The organism is Gordonia sp. HS-NH1 (assembly GCF_001418765.1).
Classification (GTDB): domain Bacteria; phylum Actinomycetota; class Actinomycetes; order Mycobacteriales; family Mycobacteriaceae; genus Gordonia.
In genome coordinates, this window is the sequence record NZ_LIYC01000006.1 from 36,412 (window position 1) to 58,697 (window position 22,286).

Consider the following 22,286-nt stretch of genomic DNA (forward strand, 5'->3'; position numbering starts at 1 on the left):
GACGGGGGGTCGGCTCCTACTTGTGGACCCAGGCGTAGATCTCGTCCATCGACCCGGTACCTGTGGCGGTTCCTCCGCCGAGAGTCGGTGTGCTGGCGAGTACGAAATAGGTATTGGGCTGGCCGGCGTCGACGACTGCGATCGAGTACTTTCCGATGTCCTGCGAGGCCGTCATCTGACCGTGCAGGACCTTGAACAGGTCGGGGAGTCCACCGGTGTACTTCACGACATGGAAGTGTCGCTTCGAATTAGGGGTCTTCGCGGGATCGACGTTCAGGATGACGTCGGTCTTCGTCCATGCGTACAGGTTCGTCTCGGGCTGCGGGATGGCTCTTAGATCGCGCAGTGTGCCGGGGTACACCTGGGCCATGTGGAGATGGAGTTGGTCCTGGCCCCGCTTCTCGACCGAGTTCACCCCGATGGCAAGGGGTTTGGCCGGATCCTTGGCGACGCGCTTGCCGCCCTGCCACCACGCGGCGCTCCACAGATTCAGCTGCGAGCCGTCCCACAGGTAGGGGCATTCGATGCCGCGTACGCGGTTGGTGGGCACGACCAGGAAGTCGTCGTTGACCCCTTTGCTGTCGCCGCCGTGGCGAACCGCGTAGTACTTCGGCTTCTTCGGATTCGGTTGTACCTGTGCCGCGGGTTGGACGACTTCGAGGTTGCTGCCGAGTTTCTTGGGTGTCGTGTTCTTCACCTGCCCCCACAGCCAGAGTCGGTTGTCGGTTTTCGGATTGTCGCCGGCTTGGCCGCAGAGTTTCTGGGTGGGCGTCGGTGGTGCGGCCGAGCCGACCCCGCCTCCACTCAGGGCCGTACTCGCGACGACGGCCGTGCTGACGGCCAAGGTCGTGAGGAGCCGGGTGAACCGATGCGAGTGGGTGTCGTGCATGGGGAACCTCTCGATTGTGAGCTCGGCGTGCTCATCTGAGCGCAGAGTGTGCCACCCGACTCGCCCGGGTTGGGCGAGAACGTGCAGATCAGGCACCTTCTGCTCGAGCGAAAGGCCGCGAAACACGCGATTCCGGCGCGGATTCCGAATGATGTGTGAACGTGTCGTTCCATGGCGGGACGCGGTGGACTTCAGGCTTCCCCGCGGGAGGTCCGCGAATTAGAGTTCGCGCATGACCATGTTCGGAGAGTCGGGGACCGGACCTCGTGTTCCTGCCCATGTGTGGAGTGCCGTGGGCACTTTCGCCTTTGTCATGCTGTGCGGGATCGTCGGGCCGATCTTCCTCGTCGCCTACTTCGTGATCGATGCGCCCGACACCGAGTGGATGCTGTGGACCGGGATCGGCGTCACCGTTCTCGATGTCCTTCTCGGCGTGGGAATCGCGTGGTTCAACTACCGCGGAGGCGCCAAGCTCGAACGGCTGCGTGCCGCGGGGGTATTCGGCATCGCCGAGATCACCTCCATCGGTCAGACGGGTGTCGAGATCAACGACCAGCCGATGATGAAGCTGGGGTTGCGGATCCGGGCAGACGGGCTGGTGCCCTTCGAGGTGTCGACCCGGAAGGTAGTCCCGTACTACCAGCAGCCGTTGCTGTCTGCCCGGCGGCTGGCGGTGATGGTCGACCCCGACACCCAGGACTTCGAGATCGATTGGCAGGCAACGGCCTTGCTCGCCGGGACGGTGCCCGCCAGGTTCACCTCGGAAGAAGACGGTCGTACCTACGATCTCACCGGTCAGGCGGAGCCGCTGGGCGAGATCCTGCAGATCCTCGGGCGACACGGAGTGGCGGGGAGCGGCGTCATCGATCTGCGTTCGAATCCCGCGGCGCGCGCGGAGGTCATGGACGTCGTCCGTGGCTGGGCCGGCGTCCGGACGGACTCGGCGACGCCGTCCCGGACGGACTCGCCGTTCTTCACCAAGCCCGGCGCCGGGGTGGGCGGGGTGGCCGACTCCGGTAGATCGCCGGCGGAGCGGCTTGCCTCGCTCGACGAACTGCGCCGTGCCGGAACGATCACCGAGGAGGAGTACGCGCGGGCGCGACAGCGCATCGTCGACGATCTCTGATGGTCAGCCCACCTTCTGTGGCGTGGTGAACCGTCTGTCACATCAGCAACTTTGATCACTATAGCCACTGTGGTCACCGGCCGGTATCGATGTCGATGCCCTCTGGTCACAGCTGTGGCATCGCGAATCGCCGTCGAATTACTGTTCGTCAGTGCAGTTCTCACTACGGCCTCGCCGTCTCGCCCGTCGACGACGAGCCCTGGCTCTCTCCTTGACGCTTCTTGCCGTGGTCGGTGTGATCACCTTCGGATCGGGCAATGCATCCGCCTCTGCGACGTTCAGCAGGTTCCACGTGACCGGCTGCGGCATGCCGACCACCCCGGTGGACACCTGGACCCGCTGGGGCAACTACAAGACCGTGATCGCGCTCGACGGTCTCCGTGCGACCGGCGACATCAGCGGGTGGCGACGAGACACCCGTATCCAGCGCATCGCCGACGTCGGCGTCAACGTGGTCCAGCCCGTCGGAGGGCTCGCGAGCTTCTACACCGACTGGGAAGCGGCCAGTCCGGCCAACAAGATCGATTATCGGTATCGATGGACGTGCCGGCTGAACACGATCGTGCGCGAACTCGACGCACGCGGTCTCGCCGTCGGCGCGGCAGGCAAGTACGCGATGATGGGTATCTCCATGGGCGGCAACGCCGCGATGGTCTACGGGGCATATCACCGCAAGCGCATATCGCACGTGTTCTCGATGTCCGGGTACCTGAACCTGTCCGCACCCACCATGCGGGAGGCCGTGCGACTCGCGTTGATCGACGCCGGGATCGGCGCGGGCGTCGGCCCGTTCAGCGCCGACGCCATGTGGGGGCCGCCGTGGAGTGACCGGTGGGCCCGTAACGACGCCCTCGTCCAACTGCCCCGGATGCGCGGGATGAAGATCCGCATCGGCTCGGGATCGGCGACGTGGGGTCCGCACAACGCCGACGCCGTCGCCTCGGTCAAGGGCACCCCCCTGGAGGTCGTGTCGCTGGCGCAGACCCGGTCGTTCGAGGTCGCCGCCGCGCTGCAGGGCATCCCGGTCACGACGGACTTCCCGTCGGTGGGGACCCATACCTGGGGGTACTGGGAGGACATGGTGTGGCGTGCCACGAACAGCGGCTGGTTCCGCGACCGATGAGAACCGGTCCGTCCGGGACCCACGCGCTGGTGTGGACTGTGACGGCGGCCGCACCGCCGACGCTCGTAAGCTGACGGTCATGCGTGTTCTGCGTCGAAGCGGCGGCCCCGACCTGGCGGTCCGGGTCGCGGGCGAAGCCGACCGTGGCGTGCCCGTCGTCCTCGTGCACGGCATGGCGTCGGATCATTCGACCTGGCGTCGCCTCGCGGCGGCTCTCCGCGCCCGCGGGCGCGCGGTGATCAGCGTCGACCTCCGCGGACACGGACGCAGCGGGCGGGCCCGAGATGTCTATCGGCTCGACGACTTCCGCGACGATCTGGCCTACGTCCTCGACACCCTCGGCATCGCGGTCGCCGACGTGGTCGGCCACTCTCTCGGGGCCCACACCGCGCTACGTTTCGCCATGCTCGAGCCGTCCCGGATCCGGCGTCTGGTACTCGAGGAGGTGCCGCCGATGCCCCGTGACGAGGCCGACCTGTCCGAGGGCATCGCGATGCGGGCGACGCTGGGTGAGCAGGTTCGTGGACTGATCGCGTTGGCGCGCAATCCCTTTCCGGTGATCCGATTCGATGGACGGATGGGCGACCAGATCGTCGCCGAATTCGATGTCTGTGCACCGCACTGGTGGTCGGAACTGCCGGATGTGCAGGCCGCCGCCCTGGTCATCTCCGGTGGCGAGAAGAGTTTCCTGCCCCCGCGCCACCTGCAGACCCTCAGCGAGGCCCTGCCGGACTCGCGGTTCGTCACCATCGAGGCGGGTCACAGCGTCCACCGTGATCGCGCCGCGGAGTTCGTCGCACACGTCGACGGATTTCTCGGGCACTGACCCTTCGAGACGCTCGCAAGCTCGCTCCTCAGGGAGCGGGAGAGGTGAGGCCCCCTGCTCGCGGTGTGGTCCCGGGGTGCCGGAGGCGCCCTGCTCCCTGAGGAGGCCCGGAGCTTGCGGAGGGTCGTCTCGAAGGGTTATCGCGCGGGCTTGTTGTGCAGCGGCCTCGGGTCGATCCCGACCTTGCGCCAGGCGTCGTAGGCCCACGGGACGTAGAGGTACTTGAGCGGCAATTTGTTGATCAGTGGATTGGCGGCCCGCATGAGGGCGGCGAAACGCTGGAAGTTCTTCTCGCGTCGCTCGTTCCACTCCAGATCGCAGACCGCGCGCATCTGTGGGGGCAGCGTCCCGACGACGACCGTTCGGATGAAGGCGTTCAACGGAAGCGACACGATCTTCCACACGGGTGCGGGAATCTTCTTGGGCCGGGGGAGCCCCTGCCGGATGTAACCGGTGGCGTAGACGATCGTCTTGTGCGGCACGAAGCGGTCGAGCATGTCGTCCCAGTACTGGACGAACTCCTCGTAGGTCTGCGGCTGCCCGCGGTCGCTGACCCCGTAGAGCTGGTACCAGGTCTTGCTCTCCTCGAAGATCTGGACCTTCTCGGCGTAGGACAGGCGCCGGATGAAGGTGTCGGTGATGTAGAGGACCTGGTCGACGAAGGTCGCGTGCGCCCAGTAGAACAGTTCCGGATTGAGTGCGTGGTAGCGCGATCCATCGCTGATGGTGCCCTTGATGTCCTTGTGGAAGTCGCGCACCGTGCGTCCCCACTTCTCCGGCTCGGTGCTGTAGACGGTCCGCATGACCGGGGGCCCGGTGCGCTTGGCCCGACCGAGGAAGTCGCTGAAGATGACCGAATGGTCGAGCACGGCCTGGCCGAGCTGCTCGATGCAGTTCTCCGTGCCGGCCAGGCGCTGGAAGCCGAGCAGGCCCCGGTTGTCGCCGTAGAACTTCCACACGAGCGAGTCGGCACCGAGGCGCGGCGAGGCGATCTCGCCCGCGGTGTCCGGAGTGTCGTCGACGATCATCGGTTCCGCCTCGCGGATGCCGGCGTCGAATCCCTGGTTGACTGACATGGCGGCGAGAATATCGCACTTGGAACAAACTTGGAAGGTTGTTTCAACGACGCGGGTGATCCGCATGCGAGAGGGAGGTCCGATGACGCGCGGCCGACAACGGGAGACCGGACGGCAGGAGTGGGCGCTTCCCGACGTCGAGGACGTCCTCGCCTCCGCGGTCGCGGTACGGCTGCCGATGCGCACGAGGTTCCGCGGACTGACCGCCCGGGAGACGATGATCTTCGCCGGGCCGGCGGGATGGGGTGAGTTCGGGCCGTTCGTCGAATACGACGACAAGGAGGCGTCGTCGTGGTTGCGGGCCGGCCTCGAAGCCGCCTGGGTCGGGCCCCCTGGCGCCGTTCGCGAGACCGTCCCGGTCAATGCGACCGTGCCCGCGATCCCCGCCGACGAGGTCGCCACTCTGCTGGAGCGTTACCCCGGCGCGGGAACCGCCAAGGTCAAGGTCGCCGAACCCGGTCAGACGCTCGACGACGACGTCGCGCGGGTCGCGGCGACGCGAGCGGTCATCGACCGGGTCCGCGTCGATGCGAACGGGGGCTGGACCGTCGACGAGGCCGTCGCCGCGTTGCGTGCCATCGGAGACGTCGAGTACGCCGAACAGCCTTGTCGCACAGTCGAGGAACTGGCTGCGGTGCGTCGAGCGGTGTCGGTGCCGATCGCCGCCGACGAATCGATCAGAAAAGCCGAGGATCCGTATCGAGTGGTGGCCGCCGACGCCGCGGACGTCGCCGTGGTCAAGGTGGCTCCGCTCGGCGGGATGCGGGCGACCCTCGACCTCGCCGACGACCTCGGACTCGAGATCGTGGTCTCGAGCGCCCTCGACAGCGCGGTCGGGATGGCCGCGGGCGTCGCCGCCGCTGCTGCCCTGCCGCGCCTGGAACTCGCGTGCGGACTGGGAACCGGATCGCTGCTCACCGCGGATGTCGCGGCGTCGTTCCTGATGGTCGACGGCACGGTCGGAGTTCGATGGTTCGGCCCCGGCGCCTCGGTGGAGACGGCCGAGCTCGCCGTCGGGCCGGATCGGCAGCACTGGTGGCGGGAGCGTGTGCGGCGGTGCCATCGGCTGCTCGCGGCGCGCTGGAACGTCGACGCCCACACCGCTCGATAGGAACGCTTTTTCCGATCTGTCTCATCATGGTCTAGGATGCGATGTGGGTCACAGTGTGGCCGACGCTTCACGGACAGCTCGAGCGGGAGAGGGATGAGCATGGCTTCGGATCTGGCGGCTGCGCCGGCGGGGATGGGTCTGCCCGGTACCTCCTGCTCGGACCGAGTCGTGGCGATGGCTGCGGGCGGCGCTCTCGGCGACCGCGTGCACGCAAGCCCCGGGTTGTATTTTGACCAGATGGAGATCACGACGATCACGCAGCGCAGGCTGGGCGGCAACCAGTGGCCGGTACCCGCGGAGGACGAGCTCCCTGTCACGGTGTGGCGGCGATGACCGTGGCAGACACCGGAACGAAGACCGACAGCAGGGCCAGGACGTCGACACGGAAGGTCCGCAACACCGCCAGCCCGGCCGACCAGGAAGCGGCGATCCTCGCCGCTGCCGGGGCCGAGTTCGCCGAGGTCGGCGTCCGACGCGCCAACATCGACGAGGTCGCCGCACGCGCGGGGGTGAGCCGCAGTACGTTGTACCGTCGCTTCCCCAACAAGGACGCGCTGCTCTACGCGGTGGCGAACGACGCCTACGAGACCGGCATGCAGAAGCTCGAGGCCTCGGTGAAGGGCCTCGGCCCGAAGGCCGCGCTGGTGGAGGCATTCGCCGTCGGCGCCGAATGGGTCAACTCCGACCCGTTGCTCAGCCGCATCGTCCTCACCGACTCCGAGATCAAGAGCGTCACCGCGAAGATGACGTCGTTGTTCATCGACATGGTCACCGACCGGGTTGCCGCCACACTCCGCGACGAGGGCGCGCAGATGCCCGTCGAAGATCTGCTGGAAGCAGTGGAGATCCATGTGCGGCTGGTGATCTCGCTCCTGGAGACGCCGCCCTCGGACCCCGCCCGTAACGAGCCGCAGCGCGTTCGGGACTTCGCGTCGAAGTTCCTGGCGCCGATGATCTGGTGAACCCCGGCCGGGGATGAACGGGCCCGGTCCGTCGCACCCCGCGCCCGCTGTTCGAAGTCCGCACCCACCGAAGGAGATCCAATGAGTCTGCGCGACAGGCTGTCCCGAACACCCGATCACGACGCCATCCGCGCCGCGTTACGGGACAAGGTCGTGGTCGTCACCGGTGGCGCACGCGGCATCGGATTCGAGACCGCGACCCAGCTGTTCGACGCGGGCGCCAAGGTGGCCATCGGCGATGTGGATTCGGAAGCCGTGGGCAAGGCCGCCGCCGACCTCGGCATCGAGGGCATCGAGGTGGACGTGACCAAGCGCGAGTCCTTCGACGCCTTCCTGACCGAGGTCGAGGCGCGGCTGGGACCGATCGACGTGCTCGTGAACAACGCGGGGATCATGCCGGTCGGCCCGTTCCTGTCCTACGACGACACGATCATCCGCCGCACCTACGAGATCGACGTGCTCGGCGTGATCATCGGCTGCCAGGAGGCGGCCCGCCGGATGGCGCCGCGCCGCACCGGTCACATCGTGAACATCGCATCGACGGCCGGACGCATCCCGACCCCCGGTCTCACGATCTACAACGGCGCCAAGGCGGCCGTCATCGAGTTCTCCGAGGCGCTCGGCGCCGAACTCGAACCGCAGGGCGTCACGGTCAGCGCGGTACTCCCGACATTCACCCGTACCGCCCTGATCTCGGGCCTGCAGACCAACAAGTTCATCCAGACCGTCGAGCCCGGCGAGGTGGCCTCGATCGTCGTGCAGACGATCGCGCGGCCGGTCACCCGGGTCTACGCGCCGCGGTCGATGCGATGGGCCGAGTCGAGTCCGCTGTTCCCGCAGGCGATGAAGCGTCTCTCGCGCAAGCTGACCAAGCTCGACTCGATTTTCCTGAGCCCCGACCAACAGGCCCGCGCCGCATACTCCAGCCGGATCCGCGGCGAGAAGGTCGACACCAGGGCGGTGGGCGCGAGCCTGACGCAGCCCCAGGAGAGCACGCCCCTGTCGTCGTGAAGGTGGCGGACACGAGAGGTCGGCCGGCGGCCTCGTCCGGAAAGCGCGACATCGCTGCCGATCGGGCGGCCAGACGCGAGCTGCGCGAGGCACTGGACGAATTGCACAGGATCGAGGTGGACGCCGGACTCCGGCGTCGCCTTCCCCGGCGGCGGTGGGTCGTCGCGGTCCTCGTGCTCGTCGTGGCCCTCGCGCTGGCCGCGGTCGCGGTGACCGCGTGGACGCGAGACCGTGCGCGCTACTCCGACGCCGAACTCCAGTCGGCCGCAGCCGAACGGGTCGAAGTGCTCATCGCGCCGGACAGCCGCGATGACCGGCGAGCCCAGCGGATCCTCGCCGGTGCCACGGGGGCCTTCTATGACGAGTTCGCCCAGTCCGCGGACAGCTACACCGAATTCGTCCGTGCCAACGGCACTGTCGCGGAGTCGTCGGTCGACGGCACCGGGATATCGGCCCGGGACGGGGACTCCGCCACGGTCCTCGTCGCCGCCACCGTCGTGTTCGCGCGCCCCGGCCCACCGGATGAGACCGACGACCAGGCACGCAGATTCCGGTTGCGGGTCCTTGTCACACCGGACGACGGCAGCCTCAAACTCGGGGCGGTGCAGTACCTCCCATGAGATCGACGACGACATCCGGGGCGGCCGGAGGACACCCGGGGCGGGCGAGGGCGCGGACCGTCTCCGCGCGCGTCGCAGCTGTCCGCATCGTGATCGCGACGGTCGTTCTGGCGACGACGCTCGTCGTCGTGCTCGCGCTGTGGGATTCGCAGCGAGCGGGCGCCGATGTCGCGGAGAGCCGGGACGAGCTTCGGACGCAGGCCGGTGCGATCGTCTCGGAGGTCTTCTCCGTCGACGCGGAAAGGTGGCAGCAGGACCGCGCCCGGGCGCGAGCCCTGGTCGCCGAGGACTTCACGGACAGCTACGGTGCCCAGCTCGATCGACCGCCGCCCGAGGGGACGTCGTCGGTGACCTGGCGACCCGAGATCGTCAGCATCGTCGGGGCCGACGCGCAGGAGGGGGAAGCGTTGTTACGCGTCGCGGTGACCGTTCGCCCCGCCGACCGGCCGGCGACGACGGTGCGCCGTTCGGTCCTCGCCCGGTTCGTGCGTTCGGGCGACGCGTGGCGTCTCTCCGCCGCGGATGTGATCGGATGACCGCGCACCACGGCCGCCGGGGGGTGGCGGCGATGAACGAGACCGGCGCCACCAGAGTCGAACTCGCCCGTGAGCGGGTCGACACGGCGGTGCGCCGGGCGCGCACCGCCCGGATCGCCGCCGCCCCGGCCCTTCGGTGGCGTGCGATACGTCGGACACGCCTGCTGCGCCGGACCCTCGTCGCAGCGGCACTCGCCGTGCTGGTCCTGGTCGCGGTGGCCGGCGTGCTGAGCTGGCAGATCCGCGGGCAGCACGAGGTGACGGAGCTGACGAACGACGTGCTCGCGTCCGCACGCGGCGCCGTGACCGTCATGCTCACCGCCGACCCGGCCGATCCCGATGGTTACGTGACCGCTGTCGCCGAGGTGAGCACCGGAGCCCAGCGGGAGCGGATCGAGGCAGCCCGCGACGCCCTGGTCGCGGAGGTGGGCGGGCAGACGGGTTCGAGTGTCGGACAGGTGGTGTCGGCGGGACTCGTCACGGACCCGACATCCGACGAGATCGGTGCCGACGTCGACGTGCTGGTGGTCGCCGACGCGACGAATCCGGCCCTCCTGGGTGAGTCGGGGGACGGGTCCGGGGTCGACACCACCGGCGAGCGGGTCACGGCGCTGGTCACGATGACCCTCACCGAAGACGGCTGGAAGATCGCCCAGGCGAGGCGTCCGTGACCGCCACCGGAGACCGCGAGTTGCTACCGCCACTCCCGACCAGACGCGAGCGCACCCGGATACGGCTTCTGGCCGCCGCGTCGGTGCTGCTGCTCGCGGTCGCGGTGATCGCCGGCGCGGGCGCGCTGCGTCCCGGCTCCGATCCGACCGAGGAGCAACGCGCCGAGATCCTGACGGCCGCGGCGGCGGCGGTCGGTGCGGTTCTCACCTATTCGCCGGATGACCCCGCAGACCGGCGTCGAGCGACCGATGCGTTGCTCACCGACCCGCTCCGCCTGGAGTACCGCAACCGCGGAGCCGATGTCGTGGTGCCGGGTGTCCGTACGTCGGCGGTCTCGGTGGCGGGTGAGGTCGTCGGTGCCGGCCTGCACGAGAGCGGTCCCGACCGGGCGCGGGTGCTCGTGTTCGTGAACGAGATCATCGCGACCGCGCCCGGTCAATCTACAGGCTTTAGGCTGCCCGCCGATGCGAAACCGGCGCGGACCCCTACCGCGCGATGGGCACTTATGCGTAAGGTCGACGGGAATTGGCTGCTGTCCGACCTGCAACCGGTCGGCGATGTGACCCGTTGAGACACGAGTTGTCCCCGGGCGGTCCGCGCGACCGCCGGGCGCAGACGGCTGTCGACCGGGAGAGACGACAAAGGGGACGAGAGATGAGTGGATCGAGCGCGGGCGTGGTCGTCGTCGGTGCCGGGCTGGGCGGAATCCGGGTCGCGGAGAACCTGCGGAACAACGGTTTCACGGACCCGATCACGCTCGTGGGGGCCGAAGCCCACCCGCCGTACGATCGTCCGCCGCTGTCGAAGTCGGTGCTGCTGGGCAAGGACGACCGCGTCGACCTCAAGCCCGCGGAGTTCTATGACGAAGCCGGCATCACGCTGCGGCTGGGTGAGGCGGTGACCGCGGTGTCACCGGCAGATCAGACGATCACGCTGGCCTCGGGCGCCACCGTCGCCTACGACACCCTGGTGCTGGCCACCGGCCTCGATCCGCGGCCGTTTCCCGGTCTCACCGAGAAAGTCCGGGGCGTGCACGTGCTCCGCACCTACGACGACGCGGTCGCGCTGCGCGACGAGATCGATTCCGCGAGCACCGCAGTCGTCATCGGTGCCGGTTTCATCGGATGTGAGGTGGCCGCCGGGCTCACCGCGCGCGGTGTGGCCGTGAGCCTCGTCGAACCGGCTCCGACGCCGCTCGCCGTGGCGCTGGGCGAACAGATCGGCGCGCTGGTGTCGCGGCTGCACGTCGCTAACGGCGTCGATCTCCGGACCGGCGTCGGAGTCGGGAACATCGTCGTCTCCGACGGCCGGGTGCATGCCGTCGAACTCACCGACGGCACCACGTTGCCCGCCGACATCGTGGTCGTCGGCATCGGTTCGACGCCGGTGACGGGATACCTCGACGGCTCCGGCATCGAGCTCGCCCCGCGCGACGTCGGGGGTGGCATCGCCTGCGACGCAACCGGACACACCAGTGCCGAGAACATCTACGCACTCGGCGACGTCGCCAACTGGCTCGACGAGGACGGCACTCCACACCGCGTCGAACACTGGAATCACACGGTCGAGCAGGCGTCGGTCATCGCCCACCAGATCACCGGGGGCGACGCGGTCACCGCGTCGGTCGCGTACTTCTGGAGCGACCAGTTCGACGTCAAGATCCAGGTGCTCGGCGCACCGCGCGCCGATGACGACGTCCACGTCGTCGACGACGACGGCAAGAAGTTCGTCGCGTACTACAGCCGGGACGGTGTCCTCACCGGGGTGGTTGGCGCGGGCAAGGTGGGCGCGGTGATGAAGACCCGGCCGAAACTCCAGACCCCGACGCCCGTGGCGGATCTGCTCTAGGCCTCTCATGTCGCACGCGCCCACCGCCGCGCAGGTACGCGACGCGGCGGCCGAGGTGGCGGATCCAGAGCTCGCGCGCGGACAGGCCGCGTTCTTCCAAGCCCGACCGGGTGGATACGGGGAAGGCGACGAATTCCTCGGAATCCGGGTACCCGTGCAACGCAAGATCGCGAAGGCGTTCCGCGGTATCGCGCCGGATCAGGTCGTCGAGCTGCTCGACTCACCGGTGCACGAGCACCGTCTGATCGCGCTGTTCCTCCTCCGCGAGGAGTTCGACAGCGAGCTGCGTCGCGGTGGCGACGGGCGGGGCTGGGTCGACCTCTATCTCGACGCCGTGCGCCGAGGCCGGGTCGACAACTGGGATCTCGTCGACTCCTCCGCCGATCCGGTCCTCGGCGAATACTGCAGGCGCACCGGAGAACTCGACCTCGTCACGCAGCACGCGCGGGACCCCGACCTCTGGCGACGACGTGTCGGGATCATCGCGACCTTCGCGTTCATCAAGCACGGGGATGCGACGGCACTGCTCGCCGTGGCACCGTTCGTCCGCGACGACCGTCGCGATCTGATCCAGAAGGCATTCGGCTGGATGCTGCGCGAGGTCGGCAAGCGGGTCGATGAGACCGTGCTGCTCGGCTACCTGGACGACAATGCGGCACGGATGGGCCGTACCGCCCTGACGTACGCGCTCGAGCACCGGACTCCGGAAGAACGCAAGCACTATCGCGGCCTCCGTTGACCGGCTCCGTGCTCGAATCCGTTGGCGCCGTAGAGCCTTCTGCTCCCTGGGGTGCGATGCCTCGCCCTCCGCTCCCTAATCCGAAAGAGTCACATACCCACTGGTCCCTTCAGTGTCAGGGTTGTGGGGCCACGTGAGTGGTGATTGGGTTTCGTCCACCGGGTGTTTGGCTCTGCTGGTCCCTGCCACCCCCGCTGGGTTGGTGTTGCCTCATCGTGCCGACATCTGGTGTGACGGACCGGCCGGCGTGACTTGATAGGAGCGTGGCAGCGCCCCTCCACTGAAGTATGTCCACCGACCGGCCCGACTGTCCGCCCACCCTGTGACAGGAAGGCAAGCTCCATGATCGTCATCGGTGCTGATGTTCACAAGCGCTCCCACACTTTTGTCGCCGTCGATGACGTCGGCCGCAAACTCGGATCCACGGTCGTAGCTACGACGACCGCCGGTCATCTCACGGCACTGCGCTGGGCCCACGATAGGTTCGGTCATGAACTGCTCTGGGCTATCGAGGACTGCCGCAATATGTCCGCACGCCTCGAACGCGATCTACTCGGCGCCCACCAGAAGGTCGTGCGGGTCACCCCGCGGTTGATGGCCGAACACCGTCGCACCGGGCGTGAACGCGGTAAGTCCGATCCCATCGACGCGTTGGCCGTGGCGCGGGCCGCCGCCCGGGAACCTGATCTGCCGGTGGCCTCCCACGATGACGTGTCCTATGAGGCCAAGGCGCTGGTGGACTATCGGGAAACCCTTGTGCGGGAACGCACGTCGAAGACCAACCGGGTGTTGTGGCGGGTGCATCAACTCGACCCCGAATACCACATTCCTCGCGGCGGGTTGACGCTGAACAAACACCAGAACAACCTCGCGGCGTGGCTGATCGACCGCCCCGGGATCGATGCCCGACTGGCCCGCAACGAGGTCGCCGCGATCATCGCGTTGACTGCCGAGATCAAACAGGTCACCCGCGAGATCACCACCCTGGCGCGCGACGCAGTGCCGACGCTGCTGGCGATGCCCGGTTGCGCGGAACTGACCGCGGCGAAACTACTCGGCGAATCCGCCGGCATCACCCGCTTCGGCACCGAGGCGCATTTCGCCCGGAACGCCGGTGTCGCACCCGTGCCGGTGTGGTCAGCCAACCCCGGCCGCCACCGCCTGACCCGCTCAGGGAACAGACAGCTCAACGCCGCCCTGCACCGCATCGCTTTGACTCAAGCCCGCATGCCCGAGTCCCTCGGCCACACCTACTACCAACGCAAACGCGACGAAGGCAAAACCAAACGCGAAGCCATGCGCTGCCTCAAACGACGTCTGGCCCGCGTCGTCTACAACAACCTCACCCTCGACCACCACAACCGCACAACCCCACAACAAGACGCCGCTTGACATAGGAGCTATGAGGTGCGAGGAGCGATAGCCGCCGGGCCGAGCAAGCGACGAAGGAGCGCGTCGAGGTCGACGAGCCACGAAGGGCCCGGTGAGATGCCTTGCGCGGCCCTTCGTGGCTCGCTTCGCTCGCACCTCAGGGAGCAAGAAATTCGGACGCTCACGAGTGTTCTTTCGTAGTCCACGACGGCCGCCAGACCGCAGATATTGAGGTGCGAGGGAGCGCGTCGAGGTCGACGAGCCACGAAGGGCCCGGCGAGATGCCTTGCGCGGCCCTTCGTGGCTCGCTTCGCTCGCACCTCAGGGAGCAAGAAATTCGGACGCTCACGAGTGTTCTTTCGTAGTCCACGACGGCCGCCAGACCGCAGATATTGAGGTGCGAAGGAGCGCGTCGAGGTCGACGAGCCTCGAAGGGTCAGCCCTCGCGCGCGACCTTCGCGGCAGCCCAGATCATCGGCAGCTGGAAGGGCAACCGGGCGAGGGCCACGATCTTGTAGGGCAGCGGCTTGTCCCACCAGAGGCGGACCATGTTGATGTTCGCGGGGTACACGGCCAGGAACAGCAGCACCGACGCCGCGCCCGCGGCACGCCGGGTCTTCGGCGCGAGAAGCGCTGCGCCCAGCCCGATCTCGGCGACACCGGAGGCGTAGGTCAGTGTCCGGGGGTCGCCCGGGATCTCCTCGGGGATGATCTCGTCGAACGGCTTGGGCGCGACGAAGTGCAGCACGCCGATGCTGATGAGCATGGCGGCGAGGCCACGTGCGAGCTGGACGGGGTCGAGCCGGGAACCACGGAGGGTGTTCACGTCGTCGTACTCCTTCGGTAGACCTGCGACTGCACGAACTCAACCCACTCTGTCAGAATTCGATCTTCAGCGTGTCCGATGTGGGATGCGCCTGGCAGCCCAGGATGTAGCCGTCCTCGATGTCCTCGGGGTCGAGCGCGCCCGCGTTGTCCATGTCGACGCTGCCCTCGGTGAGAGTGCAAGCACACGAACCGCATTCGCCCTCCTGGCAGGAATACGGCGCATCGAGTCCGGCGGCCAGCATGATGTCGATGAGAGTGCGTGACCGCGGCCAGGTCAGGGTGTGGGTCTCACCGTCGAGTTCCACCTCGACGGTGGCGGCCGCCGCCTGCTCCTCGTCGCTGACCTCGTCGAGTTCGACGTCGGCGAACGGATCGCCGGACAGCGAGTTGTAGACCTCGGTGTGCACGTTGTGATGCGGGAAATCAGCGTCGGCGAGGCCCTTGTGCACGGCATCCATGAAGGGCCCCGGCCCGCACATGTAGGCGACGTGCGAGGCCGCGTACGGGGCGAAGGCCGTCGACAGCGCGGTGGCACTCGGCAGGCCCTGCAGTGACTCGAGCCAGTGGATGACGGTGAGCCGGCCGGGGTGGGCGGTGAGGAGTTCGCGGAGCTCGGCGGCGAAGATGACGTCGGCGACATCGCGATTGGCATAGAAGAAGACGATCGGCGCATCACCCTTCGCGAGGGCGGCCTTGAGGATCGACATCACCGGTGTCACACCGCTGCCGGCAGCGATGAGCAGGAGCGGATCGTCGTAGGACCTGGGGGTGAACACCCCGGACGGTGGCAGCACCTCGACCTGGGTGCCGGGGGAGAGGTGGTCGCACACCCAATTCGATCCGTACCCGTCGGCCGTGCGCTTCACGGTCACCTTCGGCTGCGGGTCGGTGAACGGCGACGATGCGAGCGAGAAGCAGCGCGCGACCGATCCGGTCTGCTCGCTCGGAATCCGGAGCGTCAGGAACTGCCCCGGTTTGTAGTCGGTGAACGCCTTAGCGGAGGCCTCTGGCACCTCGAAGGCGATGGACTTGGCCTCGGCCGTCTCGTCGATCACCTCGGACACCGTGAGGATCACGCTGCGTGAACCGTGAGGGGTCAGGTCAGACATGTGCGCAGTCTCCGCCGTCGAGGACCGGCACCCCGGCCCAAATTAGAACACGTTCTACTTCAGCCTAGCGCAACTGTCTCGGGTCCCACGAGGGGCTCCGGCGACACCTGGGCGACCGTTGCCAGCGTAGTCATGCCAGGGAGGCCACGCCGTCGGCCATGGTCCGTGCGCCGGACTCGATGAGCGCCTCCAGGTCGGCGTCGGGGTCGTCGAGCCACTTCTCATATGCCGCGAGTGCGGCGCCCAGGCACAGCCAGCCGACGGTCTGCGGCAGGTGGTCGCCGACTCCCACGCCCAGTCGGGCGGCGCAGAACTCGGCGATGACCTGCCGCCAGTCGGCGTAGACGATCATCGAATGTGCCTGCAGTGCAGGCACGCCGAGCAGGAGTGACATGCGCCGGCGGTGATTGTCGAGTTCCTCGGCGGGTACCCGGTTGAACGAGACGAGCGCGTCGACGAGTGCTTGTGCGATGGGCGTCTCCGGCGGGGTTCCGGCGAGGAGCGCTCGGAGTCCGTCGAGGTGGTCGTCGAATTCGCCCCAGGGGATCTCGTTCTTCGACGAGTAGTAGCGGAACAGCGTGCGTCGGGCTATGCCGGCCGCCTCGGCGATGTCGTCGACGCTCGTGTCCTCGAAGCCCTGGATGGTGAAGAGATGAATCGCCAGTGCGCTGATCTGCGCGCGTGACGTGATCGGGCGCCGGCCCGGCGGCGTGCGTGCGGGCGGATCGTCGTGCGGCGTCGTCGTCATCGGAACCTCACCCTATGGGACCGGTGCCGTGTGGGGCGAGGCAACCGTTCACCTGGCCGTTCGGACAGTTGTCGCGCGTCCTCTGGATTTCTGCACCGAGTGCCACTATAGTCTGTCGTGATCCGCATCACTACCCGATCAACCAGGAGGTATGGATCATGGCAGATCAGTCCGCCGCGACAGCCCACGGCTCGAACGACACCGAGCTCCTCGCCGAGTCGCTCGTCGAAGAGGTCTCGATCGACGGGATGTGCGGGGTCTACTGATGTCAGCCCCGACATCGAATCCGATCTCCGGCGACCGTTCCGCGGTCGCCGGGGTCCGGTTCGACACCCCAGCCGACGCCCCGGGTTTCGACACGCTCGAGCCGTGGCAGCTCAATCCGAAGGTGGCGCTGCGGCCGGAACCGTTCGGCGCGCTGCTGTACCACTTCGGCACTCGCAAGCTGTCGTTCCTCAAGAACCTGACCGTCGTGGGCATCGTGAAATCCCTCGCCGACCACGACTCCGCAGAGGCCGCGCTCCTCGCCGCCGGGATCTCGCCGGCCCAGCGTCCCCTGTATCTGCAGGCGCTGACCGCGCTCGCCGACAGCGGCATGATCGTGCCGCGCCCCGCCTGACCCCGGCCACTCGGACGACCCCCGCACGACGATGTCGACCGGCAGCAGCCCCGTTCGATCCGCATCGGTGCGACCGGTGCCCGCCCCGACCGCCCGGCCTGGCGCCCCAGCCCTGAACTGCCAGCCCCGAACGCAAGGACCTCAACGATGACGACCATCGAGATGCCGCCCACCGCAGTCGAATTCGCGAATTCGCTTCGCGCACCCGCGCCGACAGCCGGCGAGGTGCCGAAAGTCGGTCGGCTCGTCGACCAGTTCGAGAAGGGCCTGGATGCGCCCATCTGCCTCACCTGGGAACTGACCTACGCGTGCAATCTCGCGTGTGTGCACTGCCTGTCGTCGTCGGGCAAGCGGGACCCGCGCGAGCTGTCCACCGAACAGTGCAAGGCGATCATCGACGAGCTGCAGCGCATGCAGGTCTTCTACGTCAACATCGGTGGCGGCGAACCGACGGTGCGTCCCGACTTCTGGGAACTCGTCGACTACGCGACCAGTCACCAGGTGGGAGTGAAGTTCTCGACCAACGGTCTGCGGATCGACAAGAAGGTGGCCGCGCGACTCGCGGCGTCGGACTACGTCGACGTCCAGATCTCGCTCGACGGTGCCACCGCGGAGGTCAACGACGCGGTCCGCGGTCCCGGTTCCTTCGACATGGCGGTCCGCGCGCTCGAGAACCTGTCCGAGGCCGGTTTCGCCGACGCCAAGATCAGCGTCGTCATGACACGGCAGAACGTCAGCCAGCTCGACGAGTTCAAGGCGCTGGCCGACCGCTACAACGCCACTCTGCGCATCACGCGACTGCGTCCCTCCGGCCGTGGCGCCGACGTGTGGGACGACCTGCACCCGCTGCCGCAACAGCAGCGCGAACTCTACGACTGGCTTGTCGCACACGGTGATCGGGTGCTCACGGGCGATTCGTTCTTCCACCTGTCGGCGTTCGGTTCGGACTCCGGCGGAGGCCTGCCGGGACTCAACCTCTGTGGTGCGGGACGCGTGGTCTGCCTGATCGATCCGGTCGGCGACGTGTACGCGTGCCCGTTCGCGATCCACGAGAACTTCCTCGCCGGCAACATCCTCTCCGACGGCGGCTTCCAGGAGATCTGGCAGCGGTCGGATCTGTTCACCGAGTTGCGCGAGCCGCAGAATGCCGGGGCGTGCACGAAGTGTGCGCATTTCGACGCCTGCCGCGGCGGGTGCATGGCGGCGAAGTTCTTCACCGGGTTGCCGCTGGCCGGACCCGACCCGGAGTGCGTCCAGGGATACGGCGAAGAACTCCTCGCCGGAGACCGCATGAAACCGACTGCGAACAAGGACCATTCGCGTGGTACGCCGCTGACCCTGATGACCCGTCGTCCCGACGGTGACCTGACGCCGGTGGCCTCGCGCCCCACGAAGTCCTGTGACGAGAACCCGCTCGCCGGGTTCACCCCTGCCGCGCGGTAGTCCGCCCGCGGTACACCACGGGCGCGCCGTCCTCACCGATCGGCGCCCCGTCTCCATGAGTGCCGGGTAGGCGCTCATGCCAGATGAATGAGTAGGAAAGATCATGGTTGCCAACCCCTGGGCGAGAAACCCCTGGTTCGAGACCGTCACCGAGGCACAACGACGGGCCAAGAAGCGTCTGCCGAAGTCGGTGTACTTGTCACTGGTCGCCGGCACCCAGGCCGGCATCACCGTCGACGACAACGTCCGTGCCTTCTCCGAACTCGGCTGGGCACCGCACGTCGTCGGCGCACAGGCCGAGCGTGAGATGGCGACAACGGTCATGGGGCAGGAGATCTCGTTCCCGGTGATGATCTCGCCGACCGGTGTGCAGGCGGTCGACCCCGAGGGCGAGGTCGCGGTCTCCCGCGCCGCGGCCGCCCGGGGTACCGCGATGGGGTTGTCGAGCTTCGCGTCGCACTCGGTCGAGGAGGTGACCGCGGTCAACGACAAGGTCTTCTTCCAGATCTATTGGCTCGGCAGCCGGGACGACATCCTCGCCCGCGCGGAGCGCGCGAAGGCGGCAGGCGCCAAGGGGCTGATCGTCACGACCGACTGGGTGTTCAACGTCGGACGGGACTGGGGCAGCCCGGAGATCCCGGAGAAGGTGAACCTGAAGGCGTTGGTGCGTCTGGGGCCGGAGATCGCGGTGAAGCCGCGCTATGCACTCGACTGGGTCAAGGGCGGCAAGATCAACATCCCCGATCTGTCCGCGCCCAACCTCACGCCGCAGGGTGTGCCGGGGCCGACCTTCTTCGGGGCGTACGGGTCCTGGATGAACACCCCGCCGCCCACGTGGGAAGACCTGCAGTGGCTGCGCGAGCAGTGGGATGGGCCGTTCATGGTCAAGGGCATCACCCGCCTCGACGACGCCAAGCGCGCCGTGGACATCGGCGCGACGGCGCTGTCGGTCTCCAACCACGGCGGCAACAACCTCGACGGCACCCCGGCCACGATCCGTCTTCTGCCCGACATCGCGGCAGCGGTGGGCAACGACATCGAGGTCCTGCTCGACGGCGGCATCCGGCGCGGCAGTGACGTCGCGAAGGCGCTGGCGCTCGGCGCCCGCGCGGTCATGATCGGCCGTGCCTACCTCTGGGGTCTCGCGGCCAACGGCCAGGCCGGTGTCGAGAACGTACTCGATCTCCTGCGCATGGGACTCGACGGCGTACTGATGGGGCTGGGACACAAGAGCGTGCACGAGCTCTCGGCCGGCGATCTCGTCATCCCGGACGGGTTCAAGCGGTCGTTCGGCGACGCCTGAACCGTGCTCTGCGCGGCCGAGATCGTGCCGGTGAGAACGCTGGGGAACCATAACTAGAACGTGTTACAGTTCTGCCATGGGACAGTTCGACGGCAAGGTCGTCTACATCACCGGCATCGCCCGAGGTCAAGGTCGCAATCATGCGATCCGGTTCGCCCGCGAGGGGGCCGTGATCGTCGGCCTGGACATCGCGGGTCCGATCATCGATCACGCGACCTACCCCGCGGCCACCGCCGACGACCTCGCCGAGACAGTCCGTCTCGTCGAGGGCGTCGGCGGCAAGATCATTGCGCGGCAGGGTGACACGCGTGATCTGGCCTTCCAGCAGCAGCTCGTGGCCGACGCCGTCGAGCAGTTCGGTCGTCTCGACCACGTGGTCGCCAACGCCGGTGTGCTGACGTGGGGCAAGGTCTGGGAGCTCACCGAGGAACAGTTCACCGACGTCATCGACATCAACCTCGTCGGTGCGTGGAAGACGTTGAGGGCCACCATCCCGGCGATGCTCGAGGCGGGCAACGGGGGGTCGATCACCGTCATCAGCTCGGTTGCGGGCCTCAAGGCGATGCCGCTGCAGGCGTCGTACTCGGCGTCGAAGTACGGACTCGTCGGACTGACGCAGACGACGGCCAAAGAGCTCGGGCACCATCGCATCCGGGTGAACAGCGTGCATCCCTACGCGGTGGACACCCCGATGGGCGTGGCCGACACCGAGGCCCACCGGATCTTCGGGATCCCCTGGGTCAACCCGCATTTCACGTCGATCCTCGACTACCACCCGGTCGCCGCCCTCGACGAGATCTCCGACGCGGTGCTCTACCTGGCCTCCGACAGCGCCAAGGGCATCACCGCTGCCGAGTTCCAGATCGACATGGGGCACTCGAAGGTCTGACGCGCGCGGCCGCCGGTTGCTCACTTGGTGCGAGCGAAGCGAGCCACGAAGCGGCTTCCGAGTGTGCCTCGCGAAGCCCTTCGTGGCTCGTCGCTTGCGCTCCTCGCACCTCAGGGGGCAGGGGTGGGTCGCTTGCGCTCCTCGCACCTCAGGGGGCAGGGGTGGGTCGCATTCGCTCCCGGCTCCCCGGGGAGCAGACGTGTCAGTCGGCCCAGAGCGTCGACGGGTCGGTCGCCTCGGTGGTCGGGCCCGCCGGAGTCTCCGGCTTGGTGCGCGAGAAGCGCGGAGCCACCTGGGCCTGGGTCACGCCGTCGATGTCGACGAGATTGGCACGCGCGGCCATGTGGGCGTCGGCGGGCGCCTCGGCGAAGGTGAGGACCGGCGACGTGCAGGCGTCGGTTCCCTCGAAGACCGCGGCCCAGTCGTCGCGGGTGCGGGACTTGAAGGTCTCGGCGAAGACCTCCTTCAGCTTGGGCCACTGGGCGATGTCGTTCTGCTCGGGCAGGTCGGCGTCGGCGAGTTCGAGCCCCTTGAGGAGTTCGGCGTAGAACTGCGGCTCGATCGCGCCGACCGCCATGTACTTGCCGTCGGAGGTCTCGTAGACCTCGTAGTACGGGGCGCCGGTGTCGAGGAGGTTCACGCCGCGGGTGTCGCTCCACAGCCCAGTACCGCGGAACGCCCAGATCATCTGTCCGAGAACGGAAGCGCCGTCGACCATGGCGGCGTCGACCACCTGTCCGCGGCCGGAGATCCCACGCTCGAGCAGCGCCGCGAGCACGCCGACGACGAGGAACATCGACCCGCCGCCGAAGTCGCCGGCCAGGTTGAGCGGCGGCACCGGGCGATCGTCTGCGCGTCCGATGGCGTGCAGCATTCCGGTCAGCGAGATGTAGTTGATGTCGTGCCCGGCCAGCTCCGCGCGCGGCCCGTCCTGACCCCAGCCGGTCATGCGTCCATATACCAGTCCCGGGTTCACCTTCTCCAGATCATCGGGTCCGAGCCCGAGCCGCTCCATCACACCGGGGCGGAAACCCTCGACGATCACATCGGCCTTGGCGACGAGGCCGAGGATGGTCTCCCGGTCGTTCTCGTCCTTGAGGTTCGCCTCGACGACGCGTCGGCCACGAAGGAGGGCATCGGCGTTGCGGCCCGGCTTGGGCAGCGAACCGGGCCGCTGGACGCGCACGACGTCGGCGCCGAGATCGGCCAGCAGCATGGCGGCGTGCGGGCCGGGCCCGATGCCGGCGAACTCGATGACCCGGATCGAACTCAGTGGGCCGGCCTTGCCGCTGTTGCGTGGTGTGGCACTGCTCATGGGGTGTCGTCCTCCCGATCGTTGTACTGCGCACTGTGTCAGGTGTCACTGGATGCACCAAGCATTCCATAACCGATCGAACGCTCGTCAGAGTGGTCCTGGGCGGGATCCGGGCGCGTTTT

The 22,286-nt window shown here is 67.8% G+C and carries 25 protein-coding genes; 19 read left to right on the plus strand and 6 right to left on the minus strand.

What is annotated here, in order from left to right; genetic code table 11:
* Positions 1-16: 16 nt before the first annotated feature.
* The gene (locus AMD30_RS06745; RefSeq protein WP_055475138.1) at positions 17-889 is read right to left on the minus strand and encodes a CDP-diacylglycerol diphosphatase; all 873 of its coding nucleotides are present in this window, start codon (positions 887-889) and stop codon (positions 17-19) included.
* Positions 890-1,121: 232 nt separating this feature from the next.
* Between AMD30_RS06745 and AMD30_RS06750 the strand changes: the two genes are divergently transcribed.
* From AMD30_RS06750 to AMD30_RS06760, 3 genes are all read left to right on the plus strand, one after another.
* Complete coding sequence (locus AMD30_RS06750) at positions 1,122-2,015, plus strand: SHOCT domain-containing protein (protein ID WP_231632656.1); 894 nt, start codon at positions 1,122-1,124, stop codon at positions 2,013-2,015.
* 211 nt (positions 2,016-2,226) lie between these two features.
* Positions 2,227-3,138 carry an alpha/beta hydrolase gene (locus tag AMD30_RS06755; protein ID WP_055475139.1) on the plus strand — a complete coding sequence of 304 codons (912 nt, stop codon included), beginning with the start codon at positions 2,227-2,229 and terminating at the stop codon, positions 3,136-3,138.
* A gap of 79 nt (positions 3,139-3,217) precedes the next feature.
* A complete protein-coding gene (locus AMD30_RS06760) occupies positions 3,218-3,964 on the plus strand; it encodes an alpha/beta fold hydrolase (RefSeq protein WP_055475160.1) in 747 nt (248 codons plus the stop codon).
* A 137-nt stretch (positions 3,965-4,101) separates the two neighbouring features.
* On the opposite strand, the gene AMD30_RS06765 is transcribed toward AMD30_RS06760, so the two are convergent.
* On the minus strand, positions 4,102-5,040 hold the full coding sequence (locus tag AMD30_RS06765) for an oxygenase MpaB family protein (RefSeq protein WP_044507154.1): 939 nt from the start codon (positions 5,038-5,040) through the stop codon (positions 4,102-4,104).
* Between the two features lie 82 nt (positions 5,041-5,122).
* Here AMD30_RS06765 and AMD30_RS06770 point away from each other — a divergent pair, with 82 nt between their 5' ends.
* The 11 genes from AMD30_RS06770 to AMD30_RS06820 all read left to right on the plus strand — a co-directional run bounded on the left by AMD30_RS06770 (position 5,123) and on the right by AMD30_RS06820 (position 13,931).
* Positions 5,123-6,151, plus strand: coding sequence for an o-succinylbenzoate synthase (locus AMD30_RS06770; RefSeq protein WP_055475140.1), 1,029 nt, complete (start codon positions 5,123-5,125; stop codon positions 6,149-6,151).
* A 99-nt stretch (positions 6,152-6,250) separates the two neighbouring features.
* Complete coding sequence (locus AMD30_RS06775; RefSeq protein ID WP_010840499.1) at positions 6,251-6,484, plus strand: hypothetical protein; 234 nt, start codon at positions 6,251-6,253, stop codon at positions 6,482-6,484.
* Positions 6,481-7,113, plus strand: a complete 633-nt coding sequence (locus AMD30_RS06780; protein WP_035716915.1) for a TetR/AcrR family transcriptional regulator — start codon at positions 6,481-6,483, stop codon at positions 7,111-7,113. The genes AMD30_RS06775 and AMD30_RS06780 overlap by 4 nt, the downstream gene beginning before the upstream one ends.
* An 81-nt stretch (positions 7,114-7,194) precedes the next feature.
* The gene (locus AMD30_RS06785; RefSeq protein ID WP_055475141.1) at positions 7,195-8,124 is read left to right on the plus strand and encodes an SDR family oxidoreductase; all 930 of its coding nucleotides are present in this window, start codon (positions 7,195-7,197) and stop codon (positions 8,122-8,124) included.
* On the plus strand, positions 8,121-8,744 hold the full coding sequence (locus tag AMD30_RS06790) for a hypothetical protein (protein WP_055475142.1): 624 nt from the start codon (positions 8,121-8,123) through the stop codon (positions 8,742-8,744). The genes AMD30_RS06785 and AMD30_RS06790 overlap by 4 nt, the downstream gene beginning before the upstream one ends.
* Positions 8,741-9,280 (plus strand): hypothetical protein, encoded by a 540-nt coding sequence (locus AMD30_RS06795; RefSeq protein ID WP_084817216.1) that lies wholly within the window; start codon positions 8,741-8,743, stop codon positions 9,278-9,280. The genes AMD30_RS06790 and AMD30_RS06795 overlap by 4 nt, the downstream gene beginning before the upstream one ends.
* Positions 9,281-9,312: 32 nt before the next feature.
* Positions 9,313-9,951: a hypothetical protein gene (locus AMD30_RS06800; protein WP_055475162.1), complete on the plus strand. Its 639-nt coding sequence runs from the start codon at positions 9,313-9,315 to the stop codon at positions 9,949-9,951.
* Positions 9,948-10,523 carry a hypothetical protein gene (locus tag AMD30_RS06805; RefSeq protein WP_055475143.1) on the plus strand — a complete coding sequence of 192 codons (576 nt, stop codon included), beginning with the start codon at positions 9,948-9,950 and terminating at the stop codon, positions 10,521-10,523. Before AMD30_RS06800 ends, AMD30_RS06805 begins: the two co-directional genes overlap by 4 nt.
* Positions 10,524-10,606: 83 nt before the next feature.
* The gene (locus tag AMD30_RS06810) at positions 10,607-11,800 is read left to right on the plus strand and encodes an NAD(P)/FAD-dependent oxidoreductase (RefSeq protein ID WP_010840492.1); all 1,194 of its coding nucleotides are present in this window, start codon (positions 10,607-10,609) and stop codon (positions 11,798-11,800) included.
* A gap of 7 nt (positions 11,801-11,807) precedes the next feature.
* The gene (locus AMD30_RS06815) at positions 11,808-12,539 is read left to right on the plus strand and encodes a DNA alkylation repair protein (protein WP_055475144.1); all 732 of its coding nucleotides are present in this window, start codon (positions 11,808-11,810) and stop codon (positions 12,537-12,539) included.
* Between the two features lie 342 nt (positions 12,540-12,881).
* Positions 12,882-13,931 carry an IS110 family transposase gene (locus tag AMD30_RS06820; RefSeq protein WP_055475145.1) on the plus strand — a complete coding sequence of 350 codons (1,050 nt, stop codon included), beginning with the start codon at positions 12,882-12,884 and terminating at the stop codon, positions 13,929-13,931.
* 415 nt (positions 13,932-14,346) lie between these two features.
* On the opposite strand, the gene AMD30_RS06825 is transcribed toward AMD30_RS06820, so the two are convergent.
* The 3 genes from AMD30_RS06825 to mftR form a co-directional block, all read right to left on the minus strand.
* A complete protein-coding gene (locus AMD30_RS06825) occupies positions 14,347-14,676 on the minus strand; it encodes a DoxX family protein (protein ID WP_425307023.1) in 330 nt (109 codons plus the stop codon).
* A 112-nt stretch (positions 14,677-14,788) separates the two neighbouring features.
* Complete coding sequence (locus AMD30_RS06830) at positions 14,789-15,847, minus strand: ferredoxin--NADP reductase (protein WP_055475146.1); 1,059 nt, start codon at positions 15,845-15,847, stop codon at positions 14,789-14,791.
* Between the two features lie 130 nt (positions 15,848-15,977).
* Complete coding sequence (gene mftR, locus AMD30_RS06835) at positions 15,978-16,595, minus strand: mycofactocin system transcriptional regulator (RefSeq protein ID WP_014927873.1); 618 nt, start codon at positions 16,593-16,595, stop codon at positions 15,978-15,980.
* 158 nt (positions 16,596-16,753) lie between these two features.
* On the opposite strand from mftR, the gene mftA reads away from it, so the two are divergent.
* The 5 genes from mftA to AMD30_RS06860 all read left to right on the plus strand — a co-directional run bounded on the left by mftA (position 16,754) and on the right by AMD30_RS06860 (position 20,849).
* Entirely contained in the window at positions 16,754-16,861 is a 108-nt protein-coding gene (gene mftA / locus AMD30_RS06840; protein WP_010842291.1) for a mycofactocin precursor MftA, read from the plus strand.
* Positions 16,861-17,214, plus strand: coding sequence for a mycofactocin biosynthesis chaperone MftB (gene mftB / locus AMD30_RS06845; RefSeq protein ID WP_010842290.1), 354 nt, complete (start codon positions 16,861-16,863; stop codon positions 17,212-17,214). The genes mftA and mftB overlap by 1 nt, the downstream gene beginning before the upstream one ends.
* A 147-nt stretch (positions 17,215-17,361) precedes the next feature.
* On the plus strand, positions 17,362-18,657 hold the full coding sequence (gene mftC, locus AMD30_RS06850; RefSeq protein WP_010842289.1) for a mycofactocin radical SAM maturase: 1,296 nt from the start codon (positions 17,362-17,364) through the stop codon (positions 18,655-18,657).
* Between the two features lie 103 nt (positions 18,658-18,760).
* Positions 18,761-19,960: a pre-mycofactocin synthase MftD gene (gene mftD, locus AMD30_RS06855; RefSeq protein WP_010842288.1), complete on the plus strand. Its 1,200-nt coding sequence runs from the start codon at positions 18,761-18,763 to the stop codon at positions 19,958-19,960.
* 76 nt (positions 19,961-20,036) lie between these two features.
* A complete protein-coding gene (locus AMD30_RS06860) occupies positions 20,037-20,849 on the plus strand; it encodes a mycofactocin-coupled SDR family oxidoreductase (protein ID WP_010842287.1) in 813 nt (270 codons plus the stop codon).
* A gap of 202 nt (positions 20,850-21,051) precedes the next feature.
* Here the strand turns inward: AMD30_RS06860 and AMD30_RS06865 are convergent, their stop codons facing one another.
* A complete protein-coding gene (locus AMD30_RS06865) occupies positions 21,052-22,164 on the minus strand; it encodes a CaiB/BaiF CoA transferase family protein (protein WP_010842286.1) in 1,113 nt (370 codons plus the stop codon).
* Between the last annotated feature and the right edge of the window lie 122 nt (positions 22,165-22,286).